A 20,677-nucleotide genomic window follows, 5' to 3' on the forward strand; every position below is an offset into this window, starting at 1 on the left:
CTACCGGGTCGTGCACGAGGCGCCCACCTCCAGCGGCGCGGCGGCGAGCCCGGGGCCGGCCTGCCGCTGCTGGACGACGTGCGCGAGCTCGTGGGCCAGCAGGTGACGGCCCTCGGCGGTGTGCGGCGCGTAGCGGCCGGACGCGAAGACGATGTCCGCGCCGACCGTGTAGGCCCGCGCGCGGACGGCCTCCGCCGATGCCGCCGCGCGGTCGTCGGTGTGCACCCGCACAGCGCTGAAGTCCTGGCCGAAGCGCGGTTCGAGCAGCTCGCGGACCTCCGCGTCGAGCGGCGCCCCCGGGGAGCCGAGCACCGCGCGGACCTCCGGCGGGGCGAATGCCGGGCCGTCGCCGGCGGCGTGGCGCCGCAGCTGCGGTTCGTCGGTCCCGCACCCGCAGGCCTCGGTGCCGCAGCGCCGGAGCACGGGCGTGCGGTCGGCGGGTTCGGCGAATTCGCGGGCGGTCACGGCTGCCTCCCCGGGGCGGGCAGGCGGTCGGCGAAGTACCGGTACAGGTGGGGGCGCAGACGCTGAAGGGTCTCCGGGTCGGTGAGGAAGAGGGCGAAGGACTCCGCGTAGAACTCGCGCCAGTCGCTGTCGGCGTACGTCGTGATCCTGGTGTCGCCGTCCTGGCCCGCGGCGGTGCGGAAGGCGGCGGCCTCGCGCGGGGGCAGGACGTCGGTGGGGGTGTTGAGGCCGGTTCGCGGGTCGCGCTCGAAGCGGGCGCCCGACTCGCCGCGGGCCGCGCCGACGGCGGCCCGGGCGGCCTCGTCCGCCTGCCGGAGCCGGTCGAAGGCGGGGACCTGGGCGGGCGGGATGGTGAAGCCGCCGCGGCGCCTGGGCTTCCCGTGCTGCCGGAGGAAGGTGTTGCGCACCGCGGTGGCCTGTTCGGCGGCGTTCTGCGCGGTGCGCAGGGCCGCCCAGTCGTAGGCGTGCCCGAGCTCGTGCGCGATCAGCCGCTGGAAGCCGCTCGCCGGCTGGTCCGGGCCCTGGAAGGCACGCTGGGAGCCGGCCCGCCCCTGGAAGGCGCCGTCGGCGACGGACACGGTGTGGTCCGCGAGCGAGTACTCGGCGTCGTGCCCCTTCGGCAGGGAGGCCACGCGGACGAACCTGATCTGCTCGATCCGGGCGAGGACGCCGTCGGGGACGGTGGCCAGCGCGCCGAGGAGCTGGGCGAACTGGCCGTCGTCGGTCCACGTCGCGGTGTCGCGGACGAACCGGTGCCGGGCGAACAACGCTGCTCCGCCCGGCTGTTGGCGGCTCTGGTCGCGCTCGGGCCCGAGGGTGGCGAGGTGCTCCACCAGCACCTCGCGCAGCACGGGCGGGCCGGGGCGCTGGACCTCGGTGAAGCGGTAGGTGCCCCGGCCGCCGCCCTGGGCGGTGAGGTCGAGGCGCAGCGTGGTGCTCCGGTTCGGTGCGAGGAGCGGTGGGGCGTCGGTGATGAGGTAGCGGGCCAGGGTGGCGAGGCCCGTCCGCTGTGCGGCGGGGATGGTGGGTGCGAGCGTCACGGTGGTGTCCGGCGGCAGCGGGCGGACGGGCGGATTGGGGCCGAAGAGCGTGGCGATCCCTCCGAGGGTCACGTCGTCGGTGGTGACCCGGATCCGGGCCCGTTCGGTGGCGGGCAGGGCGTCCAGGAGGACGTTCCGCTGCGGGTCGAGGCGGGTCTCGGGCCAGCCCCAGGCGTGGATGAGCTGCTGGTGCTGGAGGTACAGCGCGTCGGTGGTCGTGCCGGGGGAGGCGGCGGCCGCTGCGGTGAGGAGGGTGCGGACCGCGTCGGCGTAGGCCTTGCGGAGGGTGGCGGTGCGTGTCGGGTCCCCGCCCAGCACGGCGGTGATCGCGGTCGACGCGCCGTCGCGGATCCGCAGGAAGTCCTTCAGCCGGCCGGGGACGGCAGCGGGTTGGACCCGGACCAGGGGCTTCCCGTTCGGGCCACGCGGGCCGGAGAGGCCGTAGTACTCGGCGGCGCCGCTCAGGAACCGGGTCGCCTCGTCGACGAAGAGCCCCCGGTCGGCCGGCGGCGGGGCGACCGGCTGCCCGGCGGGCTGGCGGGCGAGCCGGGGGCCGGTGGCGCGCTGTTCGACGACGTGGCCGAGTTCGTGGGCGAGGAGCCGTTCGCCGTGCTCGGTGTCCGGGGCGAAGCCTCCGTCGGCGAACACGACGTCGTGGCCGACGGTGAACGCCTGGGCGCCGGCCGCGCGGGCCGCCCGGTCGGCGTCGGCGCCGGTGTGGACGCGGACCTCGCTGAATTCCTGGCCGAGGGCCGCGCCCATCCGCTCGGCGGTGGGCGCGGGCAGGGGCGCGCCGGCGGTCCCGGTCTTCTCCCGGGCCCGGTCGGCCGGCCGGTGGACGTGCTCAGCGCCCATCGCGCACCGCCCGGAAGACGGATCCGGCGAGGTCGCGCCCGGTCGACTCCGCGCCGGTGACGGTCACCTCGGGACCGCGCAGCACGCCGACCCGGGCGGGGCGCCACGTCGCCGCCGGGGCGGACGCGAGGAGGCGGGCCAGCTCGGTGCGCAGGGCGGCGGAGATCGCCTCCGGACCGCCGTCCAGGCCGTCGAGGCCGTCCCAGGCGTCGAGGCCGTCGAGGACGAGGTGGTCGATGTGCAGCTCGATCGTCACGGCCGCTCTCCCTCCCAAGCGAAGTCCCGTTCCGTCATGGGCAGTTCGAGCTTCTCGAACTCGCTGCGGGCGGCCGACAGGACGTGCGGCATGGTGATCGGCGTGCCCGCGGAGGCGGCCAGGAAGGCGGCGTTGACGGCGATGTTGCGGATCATGCCGCCGCTCGCCTGGAGCCGGGCGAGCCGGTCGAGGTCGAGACCGCCCCGCGGGGCCGGGTCCGGGAACGCCTTCGCCCAGATCGCCCGGCGCTGCTCGGGGCCGGGGAACTCGAACTCGACGACGAACCGCAGCCGCCGCAGGAACGCGCCGTCCAGCGCCGAGCGCAGGTTGGTCGCCAGCACGGCGAGGCCCCGGTAGGCCTCCATGCGCTGGAGCAGGTAGTTGACCTCGATGTTGGCGTAGCGGTCGTGCGCGTCCCGCACCTCGCTGCGCTTGCCGAACAGTGCGTCCGCCTCGTCGAAGAACAGGATCGCGCCGCCGTCCTCGGCCGCGTCGAACAGGCGGCGCAGGTTCTTCTCCGTCTCCCCGACGTACTTGCTGACGACGGCGGACAGGTCGATCCGGTACAGGTCGAGGCGCAGGTGGTGGGCGAGCACCTCGGCGGCCATCGTCTTGCCGGAGCCGCTCGGGCCGGCGAACAGCGCCGCCACGCCGAGGCCCCGGGTGATGCGCTCCCCGAAACCCCAGGTCTCGTAGATCGTGGTGCGGTGCGCCACCTGGTCGGCGATCCGCTCCAGCGCGCGCCGGCCGGCCTCGGGCAGCACGATGTCGTCCCAGGTCACCTTGGGTTCGAGGCGTTGGGCGAGGGAGTCCAGACGGGGCCGGGTGCGGATCCGGCAGGCCCGCCAGGCGGCTGCCGGGTCCCCGTCGGCGACGGCGGCGGCCGCGCGGATGGCGGGCAGCTCCAGCCCGAACTGCGCGGCGAGCGCGTCCGTTTCGGGCCTCGGGCCGTAGAAGTCCCGCCAGGCGCGGGCCCGTTCGGCCGGAGTCGGCGGCGCGACGTCGAGCAGCCGTCCCTCACCGTCCGGGTCGGGGCGGCCCTCGCGGGCGGCGAGCAGGCGGGCGCCGCCGGCCCGGGAGAGGAAGCGTTCGGGCAGCGGGTCCGCGGGGTCGGTGTCCTCGGCGTCGAGGTAGAGCGCGAGCGGGAGGAGGGCGGCCTCGCGGCGCCAGAGCCGGGCGAAGTGGTCGAGCGCGGCGGGATCGGAGGGCAGCAGTGCGGCGGGCAGGCGGCAGACGATCAGGCCGCTCCCGGCGGCGGCCCGGGCGGCGACGAGCCGCTTGCCGGGGGTGTCGGCGCCGACGAGCTGGACGACGGGCGTGCCGGGCCGCCGCCAGGTGCGGGCGATCTCGTCGGCGACGGCCTGCTGGGAGGGCGGCAGGTCGGCGGCGGAGCCGGGGCGCAAGCGCTCGACGAGCGGGGTGAGGCGGTCGTCGAGGTCGTTCAGTCCCTTGAGGTGGTTGACGATCCGCTCGTCCGCGCGCAGGACGCTGCCGACCAGGCTCTGTCCGGGCGGTCGGGCGATCTCGACCAACTGCCAGTATCGCAGGCCGCCTTGCGGTGAGACGACGTCCCACGCGGGGTCGGGGAGGACGGCGAGCGCGAGGCCGAAGGTGGGGTGGGTGAGGCGTTCGTCGCCCTGGGCGAGGGCGTAGAGGCGGGTGATGGAGGGGTCCAGTTCGACGGCCGCGCACAGGAACAGGGTGTCGCGCTCGAAGCGGGTGAGGCCGAGGCGGTCGGCGAGTTCGGCGAGGGGCGGGCCGGCGGTGGCCTCGGCATCGCTGATCTTCAACGCGGCTGACGCGAGCTGACGGTCCGTCACCTTGGCGACGGCCGGAGTGGCCGCAGCGCGGCGGAACCCCCGGGTGCGCGGGGGCTCCGTCCGCGCCGGACCGTCCGCGATCGCCCGTTGCAGCAGCAGCCGCAACCACGCGAGCGACGCGGCGAGGAACCGGCCGTTGGCGGCCTCCTTCTCCTCACCCGACCCGCCGTTCACAGGACCGTCACCGCCTGGCTCGGGTCGAACGCCGGCCGGGCGCCCGAGCGGTCGACCAGGAGGCTGTCCACGCCCGCGACCCGCAGCCGCACCAGGTGCCGCCCGGGGGCCGCGTCCGGGACGGTGAACCGCGCGTGACCGGGCGGGTGCGGCGCGGCGTGAGGCAGCGGGTCGGGCGGGACGGCGCGGCCGTCGAGGACCAGGAGCACCGGCTGGCCGGGCAGGGCGGCCGGGGAGTACTGGACGTCGACCTGCGCGCTCCCGTCGGCGTGTCGCACGACCTGCGCGGGCAGGTGCGTGATCCGGGGCGCGACGGCGAGCGGGACCTCGTCGGTGACCTGCCCGGAGAGGGAGAGCCCGGCCGACCAGAGTCCGGCGGCCGTGCCGGCGGGGACGGTGAACCGCACCTGGGTGTCGGTGACGTGGTCAGGGGCGACCACGACCGGAGCCGGGAGCAGCGGATGGCTCAGTCGCACCTCGGCCGGGGCCGCGAGCCCGCTGCCGCGCAGCACCACCGTCTCGCCGGCCCGTACGGCGGGCTGCCCGCCCGGCGGCGCGGCGGCGTCGAGGGCCGGCAGGCCGAGCGGGAGGAAGCCCTGCGCGACGGGCCCGCGGTCGTCCGCGCCCCGGGTGAGCACCGGCACGGGAACGGTCGGAGGGCGGTGGCCGTCGATCAGCACCACGCCGACCTCGTAGGCGACCGACATCCGGTACGGGGTCTGGAACGCCGTCCAGAGCGAGTAGATGTCCTTCTCGCCGAACGGCTGCCAGGTGATCCGGATCCGGTCGAGCTGCTTGGCGACGTCGCTCTCCGGTGCGAACGCGGCCAGTTCGCCGCGCTGGAGCACCGGGTTGTCGTTCAGGACGCGGACGGCGCGGGCGAGCAGCCGTTGGGCGTCGAGGCCGGGGTCGCGCTTGACGAACGGCGTGACCAGGTAGTGCAGGGTGAGCGGGAACGGCGGAGCGCCGCTCTCGCCGGGGGTGAGGTCGGGCCGGTCGGCGTTGCGCAGGGTGGCGTCCACGTCGGCCTGGAAGAGGTAGAGGTTGACGAGTTTGTCCCGGGTGCCGTCGACCAGTTCGTCCGGCGGACGGGTGTCCACGCCCGCGCCGGGCACGTCGGCCAGGGCGCCGAGCAGGAGTCCGCTCAGGGTCTTGGTGACGGCGGCGATGGCCTCTTCGTCGCTCACCTCCCGCCGCCCCCCTCCGAGCGGGTGCGCAGGTAGTCCTCCAGGCTCATCGCCGGGCGCCGCCCGGGGATCCGGCGCGGCGGCTGCGGGACGGGCGGCTGGCGGCCGGCGCGGACCTCGACGCGGCCGATGGTGATGCGCACGTTCGGCGCCGCGGCGGCGCGCTCGCGCCGGGGCGTGAGGCGCGGGTCGGCGAGCACCGCGTCGACGGGGGAGGGGGGCACGGCGTGCGCGCGGACGGGGTCGGGCGCGGGTGCCGCCGGGGCGTCCTGCGCGGGTTCCTCGGGAGTGGTGTGCCGCTCCGGTGGGGCCTCCTCCTGCGCGGGTTCCTCGGGCGGGGCGCCCGCACGGCGGGGCGTCGGGAGGGCGAAGGCGGCGGGTTCCGCAGGCCGTGCGGGGCCGGCGGGGGGCTCCGCCCGGACGGCCTGCGGAGGTTCGGGTGCGCGCCCGGCGGCGGGGCGCTCGGTGGAGGCGCGCGGTGTCTGCGGGAGATCGGGCAGCGCGCCGGCGGGGTGCTCCTGCTCGGCGCCCGGAGGGTCAGCTCCCTCCAACTCCGTTGGGAGCACGGAGGGTTCGCTGAGCGGAGGCCACACCCGCGTTCTCCGCCGGGGCTCGAAGAGTGACCCGATCAGCGGCCGGATCGGCGGTCCGTCCGCGCCGCCGGTGCCCAGCAGGTGGTTCACGAAGTCGCTCATGCCGTCACCAACTCCAGGTACAGTTGCCGCCGTTCGGGTCCGACCGCGAGCACCTCGGCCTCCGTCCAGCCGTAGGCGGTGGCGAGCCCGTGCACGTCGTGGAGCAACCGTCTGGCGTGGGCGTCGAGTTCGGCCCACAGGTAACCGGAGGCGTCGAACGGGGACGTCCAGGTGTGGCCGCACTCCACGCAGTCGAGGTCCAGCCGGACGTCCGCCTGCGGATCCCGCGTCGCCAGGGCGCCGGCCACGGCCTCCAGGACGTCCGCCGGGAGCGTGTCGGCGGCGACCGGCCGGCCTGCCGCGACCGCCGAGGTCAGCACCCGCCGGAGCAGGGCCCGCCGGGCGGCGGCGCGCGGTGCGCCCCGGACGGCGAGCAGGTCCCGGGTGGTGACCGGGCGGAACGCGAGCTCGAAACCCCCGGCCCGTACGACGCGTTCGGCCTCCGGAGCCGCGGCCGTCACGTCCTCCACGGTCAGTTCCAGTTCCAGTTCCGTCCGGCAGGACGGGCAGGTGACGGCGCACGTCAGGGCGGGGCCGAAGCACCGCACGCGCAGGCCCAGCACCAGCTCCTCGCGCCGCCCGACGGCCAGGTCCGCGACGGCCGCCGGATCGCCGCCGCCCGCCGCGGCGAGCACCAGGGCGCGCCGGACCGGGTCCTGCCCGCGCCCGGCCTCCCAGACGGCGAGCAGGCCCTCCTCCGTCAGCGGGCCGGCTTCGGTGAGTTCGTCCATCGTCAGGCCGGGTCCTCGAAGGACGGCTCCACGGGCTCGGGCAGGTCCTCGCGCACCCAGCCCTCGTTCTCCAGCTTGATGTGCTGGATGGCGACGGCGTTGGCGTTGGCGTCGAGGTCGGAGACCGGCTGGTACTCCGACACCCAGCAGTTGAACACCTGGTAGGAGAGCACCTTCTGGCCGGCCTCGTTGAAGACGTCGACGATGATGTCGCGCCGGAAGTCCTTGAGCGAGGACTCCAGCCCGCCGCTCGCGTTGGTCAGGCTCCAGACCCGGTTCGCCCACTGCTCGAACACCTTGTCGCCGGTGACCCCGCGCTCCAGGGTGATCGCGTCGTACTCGGTGCGCCCCGGCAGCTTGGTGCTGGTGGCCGGGTCGCCGCCGCTGCGGTGCTTGATCACCTCGGTGCTGCGCTTGAACCCGGTGACCTTGCTGACGCCCGCGATGTAGTCGGTGCCGCCGCCGAACTTCACCCGGAAGCGGAAGTTCTTGTACGGGTCGCGGCGCTTCGTCCTGCTGTCGGCCATGGTCTGTCTCTCCGTGAGGGTGCGCTCAGACCTGGATCTGGCCGGCGAGCTGCTGGATGTGGATGATCACGAACTCGGCGGGCTTGAGCGGGGCGAAGCCGACCTGGATGTTGACGATCCCGCGGTCGATGTCGTTCTGCGGGTTGTTCGTCGCGTCGCACACCACCTGGTAGGCGTCCCTGGGCGTGCGGCCCTGGAAGGCCCCTTGGCGGAAGAGCGTGTTCATGAACGCGCCGACGTTGAGCCGGATCGAGGACCACAGCGGCTCGTCGTTGGGCTCGAACACCACCCACTGGGTGCCGCGGAACAGGCTCTCCTCGATGAACAGCGCGGTCCGGCGCACCGGGACGTACTTCCACTGGTCGGCGAGGACGTCGGCGCCGACCAGCGTCCGCGCGCCCCACACGAGGTTGCCGAACACCGGCCGCCGGCGCAGGCAGTTGACGCCGTACGGGTTGAGGATGCCGTTCTCCGGATCGGTCATCGGCACGAGCGGCGCGACGACGCCGGCGAGGCCCGCGTCGGTGCCCGCCGGGGCCTTCCAGACGCCGCGCGCGGCGTCCGTGCGGGCCCATACCCCGGCGACGGCCCCGCAGGGCGGGAAGTCGCGGACGTGGTTCTGCTGTTCGGTGTCGGCGAGCAGGACGCGCGGGAAGTACAGGGCCGCGTTGCGGGCGGCCGGGTCGCCGGCGAGCGGCAGGCCGGTGCCGCCGGGGGCGGCGGCCCTGGCGACGTCGGCCACGCCGTGCCACGCGTCCGGCGGGTCGACGACGAGCATCGCCCGGCGTTCCAGGCAGAGCTCGGCGGCCTGGGAGAGGATCCCGGCCGGGCCGTTCTGGCCGGGCGGTCCCGGCAGGCAGAGGATGTTGAAGATGTCGGTCTTGAGCAGCTGGTAGATGCCCTGCTTGCCGTCCTTGACGGGGGAGCTGTCGCCCAGGTAGTCGGCGGCGACCGGGGTCGCGGTCCCGTCCAGGCCGCCGCCGGCGGTGACGTACCAGTTGCCCTGGCCCGGACCCTTGCCGTCGGGAAAGGGGTCCTGGCCGGCCGGGATGTCGGTGTTGGCCGCGAGCAGCCTGCCGTCCGCCGAGGCCGGGACGGTGACGAGGGCGGAGGCGGCGAGGGCGACGCTCAGCCGGTCGGGACTGCCGGGCAGCGCGCTGACGTTGAGGTAGCTCTCGGTCACGCCGGTGACGGCGTCGCGCAGGGTGAGGTTGAAGCTCTTCTGGTCGGCGGCGCTCGCGGCCCTGTCGCGGGTCTGGTAGTCGACCCGGGCCCGCAGGTGGTTGCCCCAGTCGCCGGGGCTGACGGCGGTGAGCGTGACCGCGTCGGCGGCGGCGCCGGAGGCGGCGGGGAGGGCGAGCGCGGCGGGCTCGGGGTAGCTGGGCCCGTCGGCCGGCGCGTTCTTCGGCTTCACGGCGGCGATCCGGACGATCTCGGCCTCGGCGCCGCCGTTCTGGAAGAACTGGTAGACCGCGTAGCTGAGGTCGGAGGTGCGGTCGAGGCCGCCGAACTCCCGCTCGTAGTCGGCCCAGCCGGTGATGTGCACCGGGTCCGTCACCGACCCGCGCGGCGCCGTCCCGACGAACGCGGCGATCGACGTCGGCACGCCGACGATCGTGCGCACGGCGCTCGGCAGCTCGTCGATGTACACGCCCGGACAGGTGGGGCTGATGGGCATCGTGGCTCCCTTCGCGAGGGCAACGGCTGCGCCCGCGGACACCGCCCAGCGTCCGGGCCGGCCATCACGGCGGCGTCACCGTCCCCGCACCGCCCGGAACGCCTCGCGTGACGCGGCGGTGACGCAGGCCGAACCCGGGGAACCCCGGCCGCTGCCGGCGCGCCTGTCGTCCGGAAACGATCACGGCCCGAGGAGTGCCGATGTCCAACGACCTGCCGCCGCCCCCCCCGGGAGTCCTGGCTGATGGGCGGGATGATGTCGGTCCTGCAGACCGGCATCAGCTGGGCTACCGGGCGGGCGGGGACGGGCTCGGCCACGACGACGGCAGCAGCAACCGGTGGCAGCTCGTCCGGGTCGACCTGGACCGGGTGGAGTCGCTCCTGACCGACCGGGCGTGAGCTCGCCCCCGTCCTGGGCTTCCTGGAGGAGCCGGGGCGGCTGAACCTCGCCGCCGCGCTCGACAACGCCCGGGAGGCCGGGTTCACGCCGGGGAGCTCCCGGCCCTGGGAGCGCCCGGCGTCAAATGTGCATGTCAACTGAGGTGCGCAACAAGGAAGTTGACGTTCCGTAGGAAAGCGGTCGACGCCGCGTCATGATCCCGCACCGCTCAGGGCCGAATCGGAGGCGACCTTTCCGGCATATCGAACGCGTGGTGGAATTGTGCTGGTAGTGCGAACATCTTTACCCCATCATCTCCGGAGGCACACCGCCCATCCGCACCGGCCACGAGCCGGCGCCCGGGCCACCCCTCAGGAGTAGTGGATGAGTTCGACGGAATTCCCCGCACTGGATCCCACGGCCACCCTCGCCGGCCTGATCGAGGCCCAGGTGAGACGCACGCCGGACGCCCTCGCCGTGATCGACGGCGAACGCCGCCTGACCTACCGTGAACTCGGCGAACGCCTGACGTCCACCGCCGCCCGCCTCGCCGGGGCGGGGGTCGTCCCCGGGACGCTGGTCGGCGTGTGCCTGCCGCGCTCGGCCGAGCTGGTGGTGGCGCTGCTCGCGGTGCTCCGGGCCGGCGGCGCGTACGTGCCGCTGGACCCGGCCTACCCGCAGGACCGGCTGGAGCTGGTGATCGGCGACGCGCGGGCGCCGGTCGTGCTCACCGACCGGGCGCACGAGCACCTCGTGGCGGGGGCCGGGGCCGCCGTCCTGTACGCGGGTCCGGACGAGCAGGGTCCGACCGCTCCCGTCGCGCCGGTGGGCAGCACCGACGCGGCGGCGGCGTACGTCCTGTACACCTCCGGCTCCACCGGCCGCCCCAAGGGCGTCGTCGTCCCGCAGCGCGGCGTCAACGCCCTGCTGCGCTGGGCCGCCGCCACCTACCGGCCCGAGGACGTGGCGGGCGTCCTGTTCGCCACGTCGGTGTGCTTCGACATCTCGGTCTACGAGGTCTTCTTCCCGCTCGCCGTCGGCGGCACGGTCCTCGTCGCCGAGAACGCCCTCGCCCTGCCGGACCTGCCCGCGCGCGACGCGGTCACCCTCGTCAACACCGTCCCCAGCGCCATGGCGGCCCTGCTGCGCGGCGGCGGCCTGCCCGCCGGCGTCCGGGTCGTCAACCTGGCCGGGGAGGCGCTGCCGCGCCGGCTCGCCGACCAGGTCCACGCGCAGCCCGGCGTCGAGCGGCTCTACAACCTGTACGGGCCCACCGAGGACACCGTCTACTCCACCTGGGCCCTGGTCGGCCGGGACGAGACCGGCGAACCGCTCATCGGCCGCCCGGTCGACGGCACGACGGCGCACGTCCTGGACGAGCGGCGCGCGCCCGTGCCGGACGGCGGGATCGGCGAGCTGTACCTGGCGGGCGAGGGCCTGGCACACGGCTACCACGGCCGCCCGGACCTCACCGAGGAGCGGTTCGTGACCGTCGGCGGCGAGCGCTGCTACCGCACGGGCGACCTCGTCCGGCGGCGTGCGAACGGCAGCCTGGAGTACCACGGGCGGGCCGACCACCAGGTGAAGGTGCGCGGCTTCCGCGTCGAACTCGGCGAGATCGAGGCCGTGCTCACCGCGCACCCGGCGGTGGAGGCGGCGGTGGCCGTCGTCCAGCACGACGACGCGGGCGCCTACCTGGCCGCCTTCGTGCAGGCCGCGTCCGGGACCGAGCCCGGCGAGCTGCGCGCCCACTGCGCCGCCGCACTGCCCGGCTACATGGTGCCGCTCGCGGTCGGCGTGCTGGAGCGCCTGCCGCTCACCCCCAACGGCAAGACCGACCGCGCGGCCCTGCCCGTGGTGGCGCGCGGGCGGGACGGCCACGAGGTGTTCGTCGCGCCGCGCACCCCCGTCGAGGAGCGCATCGCCGCGCTGTGGCAGGAGCTCCTCGGCCTGCCCGGGGTCGGCGTGCACGACGTCTTCCTCGACCTCGGCGGCCACTCGCTGCTCGCCGCGGGCGTCCTCGCCCGGGTCGAGCGCGAGTACGGCGTCCGGGTGCCGCTCGCCGAGTTCTTCGCCGCGCCGACCGTCGCCGCCCTGGCCCTGCGCGTCGCGCGCGGCGGCGGGCGCCCCTCGGTCGCGCCGCCCGTCCGCGAACCCGGACTGCCCGCCGAACCGACGGCGTTCCAGCGCGACCTGTGGCTCCAGGAGAACGTCGAGGCCGGCACGTCGCTCTACAACGTCCCGCTGCGGGTCCGCGCGACCGGCACCCTGGACGCCGCCGCGCTCGGCCGGGCCTTCACCGAGGTCGTCCGCCGTCACGAGGCGCTGCGCACCGCCGTGATCGGCCGCGCCGGCGAACCCGCCGTCGAGGTCCGCCCGCCCTACGCCGTCGACGTGCCCGTGCACGACCTCACCGGCGCCGACGAGGCGCGGCTGGACGCCGCGCTCCGCGCCGAGGCGGCCCGCCCGCTCGACCTCGCCACCGGGCGCCTGCTGCGCGTCCTCGCGCTGCGCACCGGCGAGGACGCCCACGAGCTGCTGATCACCGTGCACCACGCGGCGATGGACGGCTGGGCCACCGGGCTGCTCCTCGCCGAGCTCGACCGCGCCTACCGGGACGGCGAACTCCCGGAGCCCGAGCTCCAGTTGTCCGATGTCGCCCGCTGGGAACGGCGCGCCCACGCCGCCGCCCGCGAGGACGCGCTGCGCTGGGGCGAGGGCCTCCTCGGCCTCGACCACGAGCAGCACCTGCCCGGCGACCGCCCGCACCCCGACCCCCAGGACTACGCGGGCCGCCGCATCGAGCGCCGGGTCCCGGCCGAGCTGCTGCGCTCCGCCGAGCGGTGGGCGGCGGAGGAGGGCGCGAGCCTCTACATGGCGGTGGTCGCCGCGCTCGGCGGGGTGCTGCACCGCTACACCGGCCGCACCGACGTCGCCGTGCTCAGCCCGTTCGCCGTCCGTCCGGTGCCGGAGCTGGAGGGTGTGCTCGGCTCGCTGATCAACACCGTGGCGCTGCGCTTCGACGTCGCGGGGGCGGACAGCTTCCGGCAACTGGTCGGGCGGGTGCGTCCGGTGGCGCTGGAGGCGGCCGAGCACAGCGTGCTGCCGTTCGTCGAGCACGCGCGCCGGACGGCCGGTGCGTCCGGGCGGGCCTCGTCCCCGGTCTCGCAGGTGCTGGTCGCGGTGCAGAACCACCCGGTGGCCGGGGCCGAACTCCCGGGTCTGAAACTGGAGTTCGTCTCCGAGGTGTGCAACGGGACGGCGAAGACGGACCTCTCGCTGTTCCTGGAGTTCCCGGCGGACGGGCCGCTGCTGTCCGCCGAGTACCGGACCTCGCGCTACGACGAGCGTTCGGTGCGCGCCGTCTTCGACCACCTGCTCGCCGTGCTCGCCGCCGGGATCGCCGAACCGGACCGCCCGCTCTCGGAGTTGGCGATGCTGTCGGCCGCCGAGATCGCTGCCGCCGAGGACGGCATGGTCCGGGCGGACACCCCGGTCGCCGATCTGCGGCTGCACGAGCTCTACGCCGGGCGGGACCCGTCGGCCGTCGCCGTCTCGGCCGCCGACGGCACTCTGACCTACGGCGAACTCGGAATGACCGCAGGACAGTTGGCGTCCGTCCTGGCCGCCGCCGGCGCCGGACCCGGCGCCCTGGTCGCGGTGGCCGTCCGCCGTGGCCGCCTGTTGCCCGCCGCCCTGCTGGGCGTGCTGCGCACCGGCGCCGCGTACCTGCCGCTGGACCTCGACCAGCCGCTCGCCCGCAACCGGGCCGTGCTGGACGACGCGGGCGTCTCGCTGGTCCTGGCCGGGCAGGCCGACCGGCACGACGCGTTGTTCGCGGGCCGGACGGTCGTGGCGGCCGACGGTCCGGACGTGGCCGCGGCCCCGGTCGCCCCACTCGTCGCGGTCGGCCCGGAGGACCCGGCCTACCTGCTGTACACCTCCGGCTCGACCGGCACGCCCAAGGGCGTCGCGGTGCCACACCGGGCGATCGTCAACTTCCTGCGGGCGATGGAGGACCTCGTCGGCCTCGACGGGCAGGACGTCATGGCCGCCGTCACGACCGTCACCTTCGACATCGCCGGCCTCGAACTGTGGCTGCCGCTCACCGTCGGCGCCCGGATCGAGATCGCCGACCGGGCCACCGCCACCGACGGCGCCGCCCTGGCCGCCTGGCTGGAGCGCACCGCCGTCACCCACCTCCAGGCCACCCCCGCCACCTGGCGCATGCTCCTGGAGGCCGGCTGGACCGGCAGCCCGGGACTCACCGCCCTGTGCGGCGGCGAGGCGCTCACCACCGACCTCGCCCGCGCCCTGCTCACCCGCACCCGGACGCTCTGGAACCTCTACGGGCCGACCGAGACGACCGTCTGGTCCACCGCCCTGCTCGTGACCCCCGAACTCGTCGCCGGTGACGGCGTGGTGGCCCTCGGCGCGCCCATCGCCAACACCCGCCTGCACCTCCTCGACGCCACCGGCCGGCCCGTCCCGGTCAACGGCATCGGCGAACTCGCCATCGCAGGAGCCGGCGTGGCCCTCGGCTACCACGGCCGGCCCGACCTCACCGCCGACCGCTTCGTCGCCGAGCCCGGCCGCCCGGACGGCGCGCCGATGTACCGCACCGGCGACCTCGCCTGCCGCCGCCACGACGGCCGGCTGGAGTACCACGGCCGCGCGGACGCCCAGGTGAAACTGCGCGGCTTCCGGATCGAACTCGGCGAGATCGAGGCCGCGTTGACCTCGGTGGACGGTGTGACGGCGGGCGCCGCCCGGCTCGTCGACACGCCCACGGGTCCGGTCCTCGCCGGGTACGCCGTCACGGACGGCACGCTCACCGAGGACGACCTGCGCTTCGCCCTGGCCGCCCGCCTGCCCGACTACATGGTCCCCGCCGGGCTCCTGCTGCTCGACGCCCTCCCGCTGACGCCCAGCGGCAAGGTCGACCGGGCCGCGCTGCCGGCCCCGGAGCTGGGCGGCCTCGGCGCACCGCCCGAGGGCGACTGCGAGGAGATCCTCGCCGAGGTGTGGCAGGAGGTCCTGGGCGCGGTCCGGGTCTCCCGCCACGACGACTTCTTCAGCATCGGCGGCCATTCGCTGCTCGCCACCCGGCTGACCGCCCGCATCCGGGACACCTTCGACATCGAGGTGCCCCTGCGCGCGGTCTTCGGCGACCGCACCCTGGCCGCCATGGCCCGCCGCATAGAAGACCTGCTGCTCGCCGACCTCGACGACGAGCCGGCCACGCTCGGAAACGACGCAGCGGGCGACGACGCAGCGGGGGACACCACCATGGGGGACTACGCATGACCGACCGACCAGGAGAAGGCGCCGCCGACGCCCGGCGCCGGGAACTGCTGCGGCAGCGCCTCGCCAAGGCGAAGGCCGCCAAGGCCGCAGCGCGGCCGGCCAGGGCGGCCATCGGGCCGCGCCCCGCCGACGAGCCGATGCCGCTCTCCTCCGCGCAGCGCAGGATGTGGTTCCTCGCCCAGTACGAGCCCGACAGCGCCGCCTACCACATCCCGCTCGCGCTGCGCATCGCCGGGGCACTCGACGAGGCGGCCCTGGCCGCCGCCCTCGCGGACGTCGTCGACCGGCACGAGGTGCTGCGCACCGTCTACCCGGTGTCCGACGGGGAGGTTCGGCCCGAACTGCTCACGGCAGGCGGCTTCGCCCTCGCCGCCGCCGACCTCCCGGCCGCCGACGTGGACGCCCGGCTCGCCGAGGAGGCCGCCCGGCCCTTCGACCTCGCCGCCGAGCTGCCGTTGCGGGCCGTCCTGCTGCGCACGGGCGAGGGCTTCGTGCTCAGCCTCGTCCTGCACCACATCGCCGCCGACGGCTGGTCCCTCGGGGTGCTGTTCGCCGACCTCGGCGCCGCCTACGCGGCCCGTCGCGAGGGCCGGGCGCCCGCGTGGGCGCCGCTGCCCGTCCAGTACGCGGACGTCGCGCACTGGCAGCGCACCGGGCAGGCCGCCGAGCTCGCCGCGCAGGAGGCGTGGTGGCTGGAGCGGCTGCGCGGCGCCGCCACCACCGTCACCGTGCCCACCGACCGGCCCCGACCGGCCGTCGCCGGCACCCGCGGCGCGCGGATCACCGCCGAGTTCGGCGCCGAGCGCTCCCGTCGCATCCGCACCCTCGCCGAACGCACCGCCACGACCCCGTACATGGTGCTGCTGGCCGCCCTCCAGACCGTCCTCGGCCGCTACACCGGCAGCGACGACGTCGTGGTCGGCACGCCCGTCGCCGGGCGGACCCGCAGCGAGACGGAGGCGCTGGTCGGCTGCTTCGTCAACACGCTCGCGATGCGCACCGACCTTTCCGGCGAGCCGACCGTCCGCGCGCTCCTCGACCGCGTCCGCGAGGGCGCCCTGGGCGCGTTCGGCCGTCAGGACCTGCCCTTCGAACGGCTGGTGGACGCCCTCGCGCCCGAGCGCGAGCTCTCCCACACCCCGCTCTTCCAGGTCCTGCTCAACGTCCACAACCAGGACCGGGCCCGACCCGAGCTGCCCGGCCTGGACGTGGACTGGCACCCGGTCGGCACCGGCACCGCCAAGTTCGACCTCTCCGTCGCCGTGGTGGACGAGGGCGACGCCCTGCTCGCCGACCTCGTCTGGCGCGCCGAGCTGTACGACGAGCCGACGGTCCGCCGGTTCTTCGGCCACCTCACCACCGTCCTCGACGCGATGGCCGCCGACCCGGACCGCCCGCTCGCCGAGCTGCCGCTGCTCACCCGGTCCGAGCAGCGCCGCCTCGATGCCTGGGACGACACCGCGCGTACCTGGGACCTCACCGGCACCCTGCACGGCCTGGTCGAGGAGCAGGTCCGCCGCACCCCGCACGCGCCGGCGGTCCGGGGATCCGACGGCGTCCTCACCTACGCCGAACTCGACCGGCGCGCCAATGCGCTGGCCCACCGGCTGCGCGCCCTCGGGGTCGGCCCGGACCGCCCGGTCGGTCTGTTCGCCGAGCGCTCGGCCGCCCTCGTCGTCGGGATGCTCGGCATCCTCAAGGCGGGCGGCGCCTACCTGCCCCTCGACCCGGTCCACCCGGACGAGCGCATCGGCGCGCTGCTCACCGCCGCCGACGCCGTCACCGTCGTCACCACGGACGACCTCCGCGCCCGCGTACCCGGCGGGGCCGTCGTCGTCCCGCCGCTCACCACCCCGGCGGAGCCGTGCGCCGGGCCGCCCGAGGTGGACGTCCGCCCCGAGCACCTCTGCTACCTGGTCTTCACCTCCGGCTCCACCGGCGCCCCCAAGGGCGTCGCCGTCGAGCACCGCAACTACCGCAACTACCTGCACGGACTGCGCGAGCGCATCGGCCCCGGCAGCGAGGGCTGGAACTGGGCGCTGGTCTCCACCTTCGCCGCCGACCTCGGCACCACCAACGTGTTCGGCGCCCTCACCGGCGGCGGTTGCCTGCACCTGCTCACGCGCGAACAGGCCACCGACCCGGCCGCCTTCGCCCGGTACGCGGCCGAGCACCGGATCGACGCGATGAAGCTCGTCCCCAGCCACCTGGAGGGCCTGGCCGCGCACGGCGACGGCCTCGCGGGCGTGCTGCCCGCACGCCTGCTGATCTGCGCGGGCGAGGCGCTGCGCCCCGACCTGGTGGCCCGCATCCGCGCCGCCCGGCCGGACCTCCCCCTGCACAACCACTACGGACCCACCGAGACGACCGTCTCGATGCTCGGCGCGCCCGTCCCGCCGGAGCCGTCCGAGCCGTCCGGGGCGTCCGGGGCGTCCGAGCCGTCCGGGGCGGACGCCGTCGTGCCGCTCGGCCTGCCGTTCGGCAACGTCGGCGCCCACGTCCTCGACGCCCGACGGCGCCCGGTGCCGGTGGGCGTGCCCGGCGAGCTGTACGTGTCGGGCGGCGGCGTGGCGCGCGGCTACCTGGGCCGCGACGACCTGACGGCGGAACGGTTCGTCACCGTCGACGGCCGGCGCTGCTACCGCACCGGGGACCTCGTGCGCCGCCGCCCCGACGGCGCGATCGAGTTCCTCGGCCGGATCGACCACCAGGTGAAGATCCGCGGCTTCCGGGTGGAGGTCGGCGAGGTCGAGGCCGAGCTGACCGCCCGCCCGGAGGTCCGCGAGGCGGTCGTGGTCGCGCGCGGCGAGGGTGCCGCCCGCAGCCTGGTCGCGTACGTCGTGCCCGCCGTCCCCGACCCGGGGGACCTGCGGGCCGCGCTGCGCACCCGGCTGCCCGACTACATGGTGCCCGCGGCCGTGGTGCTGCTGGAGGCGCTGCCGCTGAACGCCAACGGCAAGGTGGACCGGCCCGCGCTGCCGGAGCCGTCACCCGTCCAACAGGCGTCTGATGGAGGTGAGTTGGACACGGAGGCCGAGCACGCCGTGGCCGCCGTCTACCGGCAGGCGCTCGGCGTCGAGCACGTCGGCCCGGCGGACGACTTCTTCGCCCTCGGCGGGGACTCCTTCTCCGCCGTGCGCACCGTCCGTCTGATCGGCCGGGGCCTGTCGGTGATCGACCTGTTCCAGCAGCCGACCGTCCGCGCCCTGGCGGCCCTGCTCGACGCCCGCGCCGGCGGCGCCCCGGCGCAGGACGGCCCGCGCCGCCTGCTGCACAGGCTCACCCGCGGCACCGAGGCGGCCGAGGTCACCGTCGTGTGCGTCCCGTACGGCGGCGGCAGCCCGATCACGTTCCAGCCGCTCGCCGACGCCCTGCCCGCCGGGCACCGGCTCTACGCCGTCGAGCTGCCCGGCCACGACCCGAGCCGCCCGGACGACGAACTCGCCGAACTCGACGGCCTCGCGGACCGGTTGGCGGCCGAGGTCGCCGACCGGATCGAGGGCCCGGTGCTCCTGTACGGCCACTGCCTGGGTGGCGCGCTGGCCACCGCCCTGGGCTCCCGCCTGGAGGCGGCCGGCGTCGACCTGCGCGGCCTCGCCCTCGGCGGGACGTTCCCGGCGGCCCGCCTGCCCGGCCGCTTCGCCGAGTGGCTCGCCCGCCGCATGCCCGGCGACCGGATGCTCTCCAACCGCTCCTACCTCGACTACCTGCGCGCGATGGGCGGCTTCACCGACGTCTACGACCAGGCCGAACAGGACTTCCTGGTCCGGGCGTTGCGCCACGACGTGCGGCAGGCCGAGGACTTCTACACGCGTGCCTACGGCGACGAGCGGCCCGCGCGCATGGCCGCGCCGATCCTGTGCGTCGTGGGGGAGAAGGACCGCGCGACCCCGCTGTACGAGGAGCGGTACGCCGAGTGGGAGCACTTCGGCGCCACCGTCGACCTCGCCGTGATCCCGCGCGCCGGGCACTACTTCCTGAAGCACCAGGCCGCCGAACTCGCCCGCGTCCTGGCCGGGTTCGCGGCGACGGGCGGCGTGGCCGAACAGGTCGCGACCAAGCGCCCGGCGGCCCGCGCCGAGCTCGCGACCTTCGCCAAGGTGGCGATCGGCCAGTTCGTCTCGATGATCGGTACGAGCCTGTCCGGCTTCGCGCTCGGCGTCTGGGTCTACCAACAGACCGGCTCCGCCTTCGACTTCGCGCTCATCTCGGTGGTCGCGGTGCTGCCCGCCGTCCTCCTGCTGCCCATCGCGGGCGCGGTGGCGGACCGGGTGGACCGCCGCAAGATCATGATCGTGACGGACACCGTCGCGGCGGCGGGCATGCTCGCGCTGGGCCTGCTCCACTGGACGGACCACCTCCACGTCTGGCACATCTACGTGGTGGCCTGCACGGGATCCGTCTGCACGGCGTTCCAGCGGCCCGCCTACCTGGCAGCGATCACCCAGCTCGTGCCCAAGCGCTACCTCGGCCAGGCCAACGGCCTCGCCCAACTGGGCACCGGCGCCGGCGACACGATGGCCGTCCTGGCCGGCGGCGTGCTCGTCTCGCTGATCGGCCTGCACGGCGTCGTCCTCTTCGACATGGCCACCTTCCTGACCGGTGTCACCTGCCTGCTGCTCGTCCGCTTCCCGGACGCGATGTTCGACAAGCAGGAGGAACCGCTGCTGCGCGAGGTCGTCACCGGCTGGCGCTACATCGTCCGGCGGCACAGCCTCGTCGCGATGGTGGTCTTCTTCGTCGTGTTCAACTACCTGTTCGCGGTGGCCACCGTCCTCGTCACCCCGATGGTCCTGGCCGACGGCACGTCCGTGGAACTCGGCGTCATCACCGCCGTTGGCGGCGTCGGCGCGATGGCGGGCGGCCTCGTCATGGCGCTGTGGGGCGGCACCCGGCGCCGCGCGGTCGGCATGGTCGGCTTCACGTCGGTGGTCGGCGTCGCCACCGTCGTCGCCGGCAGCGGACCGCACGCCGTGCTCACGGCGGCGGGCATGTTCGTGCTGTGGGCCGCGCTGATCATCCTCAACGCCCACTGGATGTCACTCATCCAGACCAAGGTCGGCATGGAACTCCAGGGCCGCGTCCTCGCGACCAACCAGATGCTGGCCATGTCGATGATGCCGCTCGGCTTCCTCACCGCGGGCCCGCTCTCCGACCGCGTCTTCGAACCGCTGCTGCGCCCCGGCGGCGCGCTCGCCGACTCCGTCGGCCTGGTGCTGGGCACCGGCCCCGGCCGCGGCGCGGGCCTGCTGCTCGTCCTGGTCGGCGCGGTCATGACGGTGTGGGGCCTGCTCGGCCTCGCGTACCGGCCGCTGCGGCTGCTGGAGGACCTGCTGCCGGACGTGCTGCCGGATGCCGAGATCGGCGACAAGGACGCCATCCAGGCCGAGGCCGACCGGCGCCTCGCCGCCCTGACGCGCCCGGCGCCGCTGCGGCAGACGCGCGGGGAGCAGGAGCCCGTCCAGGACGAGCCCGACCCGGTGGGCGCCTCGCGGGGGACTCGGTGGCGCCGACGTACTGCGAGTCCCCCGGAGGGATCGCCAGCTGGTCGACGCGGACGACGG

At 75.4% G+C, this 20,677-nt stretch carries 12 protein-coding genes; 3 read left to right on the plus strand and 9 right to left on the minus strand.

All coding sequences use genetic code 11. The annotated features are described in order from the left end of the window. The 9 genes from AB0C76_RS39355 to AB0C76_RS39395 are packed head-to-tail and all read right to left on the minus strand — an operon-like array spanning position 1 to position 9,428. Positions 1-465, minus strand: coding sequence for a DUF4157 domain-containing protein (locus AB0C76_RS39355; protein ID WP_359974997.1), 465 nt, complete (start codon positions 463-465; stop codon positions 1-3). Beyond that, the gene (locus AB0C76_RS39360; RefSeq protein WP_359974999.1) at positions 462-2,360 is read right to left on the minus strand and encodes a DUF4157 domain-containing protein; all 1,899 of its coding nucleotides are present in this window, start codon (positions 2,358-2,360) and stop codon (positions 462-464) included. The genes AB0C76_RS39355 and AB0C76_RS39360 overlap by 4 nt, the downstream gene beginning before the upstream one ends. After that, on the minus strand, positions 2,350-2,616 hold the full coding sequence (locus tag AB0C76_RS39365) for a hypothetical protein (protein ID WP_359975000.1): 267 nt from the start codon (positions 2,614-2,616) through the stop codon (positions 2,350-2,352). The genes AB0C76_RS39360 and AB0C76_RS39365 overlap by 11 nt, the downstream gene beginning before the upstream one ends. Further along, positions 2,613-4,610: an ATP-binding protein gene (locus tag AB0C76_RS39370; RefSeq protein WP_359975002.1), complete on the minus strand. Its 1,998-nt coding sequence runs from the start codon at positions 4,608-4,610 to the stop codon at positions 2,613-2,615. Before AB0C76_RS39370 ends, AB0C76_RS39365 begins: the two co-directional genes overlap by 4 nt. Continuing rightward, positions 4,607-5,797 (minus strand): DUF4255 domain-containing protein, encoded by a 1,191-nt coding sequence (locus AB0C76_RS39375; protein ID WP_359975004.1) that lies wholly within the window; start codon positions 5,795-5,797, stop codon positions 4,607-4,609. The genes AB0C76_RS39370 and AB0C76_RS39375 overlap by 4 nt, the downstream gene beginning before the upstream one ends. Beyond that, positions 5,794-6,492, minus strand: a complete 699-nt coding sequence (locus AB0C76_RS39380; protein WP_359975006.1) for a hypothetical protein — start codon at positions 6,490-6,492, stop codon at positions 5,794-5,796. The genes AB0C76_RS39375 and AB0C76_RS39380 overlap by 4 nt, the downstream gene beginning before the upstream one ends. Further along, positions 6,489-7,223 carry a hypothetical protein gene (locus tag AB0C76_RS39385; RefSeq protein ID WP_359975008.1) on the minus strand — a complete coding sequence of 245 codons (735 nt, stop codon included), beginning with the start codon at positions 7,221-7,223 and terminating at the stop codon, positions 6,489-6,491. Before AB0C76_RS39385 ends, AB0C76_RS39380 begins: the two co-directional genes overlap by 4 nt. A gap of 2 nt (positions 7,224-7,225) precedes the next feature. Continuing rightward, positions 7,226-7,750, minus strand: a complete 525-nt coding sequence (locus AB0C76_RS39390) for a phage tail protein (protein ID WP_359975009.1) — start codon at positions 7,748-7,750, stop codon at positions 7,226-7,228. 25 nt (positions 7,751-7,775) lie between these two features. Beyond that, positions 7,776-9,428, minus strand: a complete 1,653-nt coding sequence (locus AB0C76_RS39395; RefSeq protein ID WP_359975010.1) for a phage tail sheath C-terminal domain-containing protein — start codon at positions 9,426-9,428, stop codon at positions 7,776-7,778. Between the two features lie 200 nt (positions 9,429-9,628). Here AB0C76_RS39395 and AB0C76_RS39400 point away from each other — a divergent pair, with 200 nt between their 5' ends. The 3 genes from AB0C76_RS39400 to AB0C76_RS39410 form a co-directional block, all read left to right on the plus strand. Then, positions 9,629-9,826: a hypothetical protein gene (locus AB0C76_RS39400; protein WP_359975012.1), complete on the plus strand. Its 198-nt coding sequence runs from the start codon at positions 9,629-9,631 to the stop codon at positions 9,824-9,826. A 364-nt stretch (positions 9,827-10,190) separates the two neighbouring features. Continuing rightward, positions 10,191-15,113 (plus strand): amino acid adenylation domain-containing protein, encoded by a 4,923-nt coding sequence (locus tag AB0C76_RS39405; RefSeq protein WP_359975014.1) that lies wholly within the window; start codon positions 10,191-10,193, stop codon positions 15,111-15,113. Further along, positions 15,110-20,677: amino acid adenylation domain-containing protein (locus AB0C76_RS39410; protein ID WP_359975016.1), on the plus strand; the 5,568-nt coding region annotated here is incomplete at its 3' end. The genes AB0C76_RS39405 and AB0C76_RS39410, both read left to right, overlap by 4 nt.

The sequence above is a fragment of the Kitasatospora sp. NPDC048722 genome (assembly GCF_040650235.1).
GTDB lineage: Bacteria > Actinomycetota > Actinomycetes > Streptomycetales > Streptomycetaceae > Kitasatospora.

What these genes read in the sequence shown, in the direction of transcription:
- AB0C76_RS39360 (WP_359974999.1), bottom strand. Translation starts at nt 2,360, where the DNA reads ATGGGCGCTGAGCACGTCCACCGGCCGGCCGACCGGGCCCGGGAGAAG.
- AB0C76_RS39380 (WP_359975006.1), bottom strand. Translation starts at nt 6,492, where the DNA reads ATGAGCGACTTCGTGAACCACCTGCTGGGCACCGGCGGCGCGGACGGA.
- AB0C76_RS39385 (WP_359975008.1), bottom strand. Translation starts at nt 7,223, where the DNA reads ATGGACGAACTCACCGAAGCCGGCCCGCTGACGGAGGAGGGCCTGCTC.
- AB0C76_RS39390 (WP_359975009.1), bottom strand. Translation starts at nt 7,750, where the DNA reads ATGGCCGACAGCAGGACGAAGCGCCGCGACCCGTACAAGAACTTCCGC.
- AB0C76_RS39395 (WP_359975010.1), bottom strand. Translation starts at nt 9,428, where the DNA reads ATGCCCATCAGCCCCACCTGTCCGGGCGTGTACATCGACGAGCTGCCG.
- AB0C76_RS39400 (WP_359975012.1), top strand. Translation starts at nt 9,629, where the DNA reads ATGTCCAACGACCTGCCGCCGCCCCCCCCGGGAGTCCTGGCTGATGGG.
- AB0C76_RS39405 (WP_359975014.1), top strand. Translation starts at nt 10,191, where the DNA reads ATGAGTTCGACGGAATTCCCCGCACTGGATCCCACGGCCACCCTCGCC.